The sequence below is a fragment of the Tamlana crocina genome, from assembly GCF_012037625.1.
The window spans coordinates 1-363 of record NZ_JAAVJS010000480.1 but is presented as its reverse complement, the minus strand read 5'-3'; the positions used below and the strand labels follow the sequence as shown (position 1 = coordinate 363).

The window sequence follows — 363 nt, the reverse complement described above, 5'->3', positions numbered from 1 at the left end:
CGTTTCTTTAGAAGGCAAAGCCAATAATTTGAACAATGTTAGCTTTAGTACCAACATTGGTTTGGGGCTTGACTACAATCTTTCAGAGAAGTTCAAGCTTAATCTGGAGCCAATGCTCAAGTACCAGATTAACACCTTTGAAAATGCGTCGCCAGATACGCGTCCTTACTACTTTGGAATCTATTCAGGTTTTAGCTATAAGTTTTAACAGCCGGTTCTTTACTTAAAAGTTCGTTTAAGATTACTTCCCGGGTATGTTCCCGTAATTTCTTCTTATCTTCCTGCGTCATGCCTGCAGTGGGAATGAACTCTTTGATCTTCACCCGCATTTTTCCCGGGCTGCCTTTTGTAAAGATGTAGGGA

At 40.8% G+C, this 363-nt stretch carries 1 pseudogene; it reads left to right on the top strand.

The features are described 5' to 3' along the window. Positions 1-208, top strand: a pseudogene (locus tag HC176_RS17685) (hypothetical protein); the annotation flags it as partial. Positions 209-363: the final 155 nt, after the last annotated feature.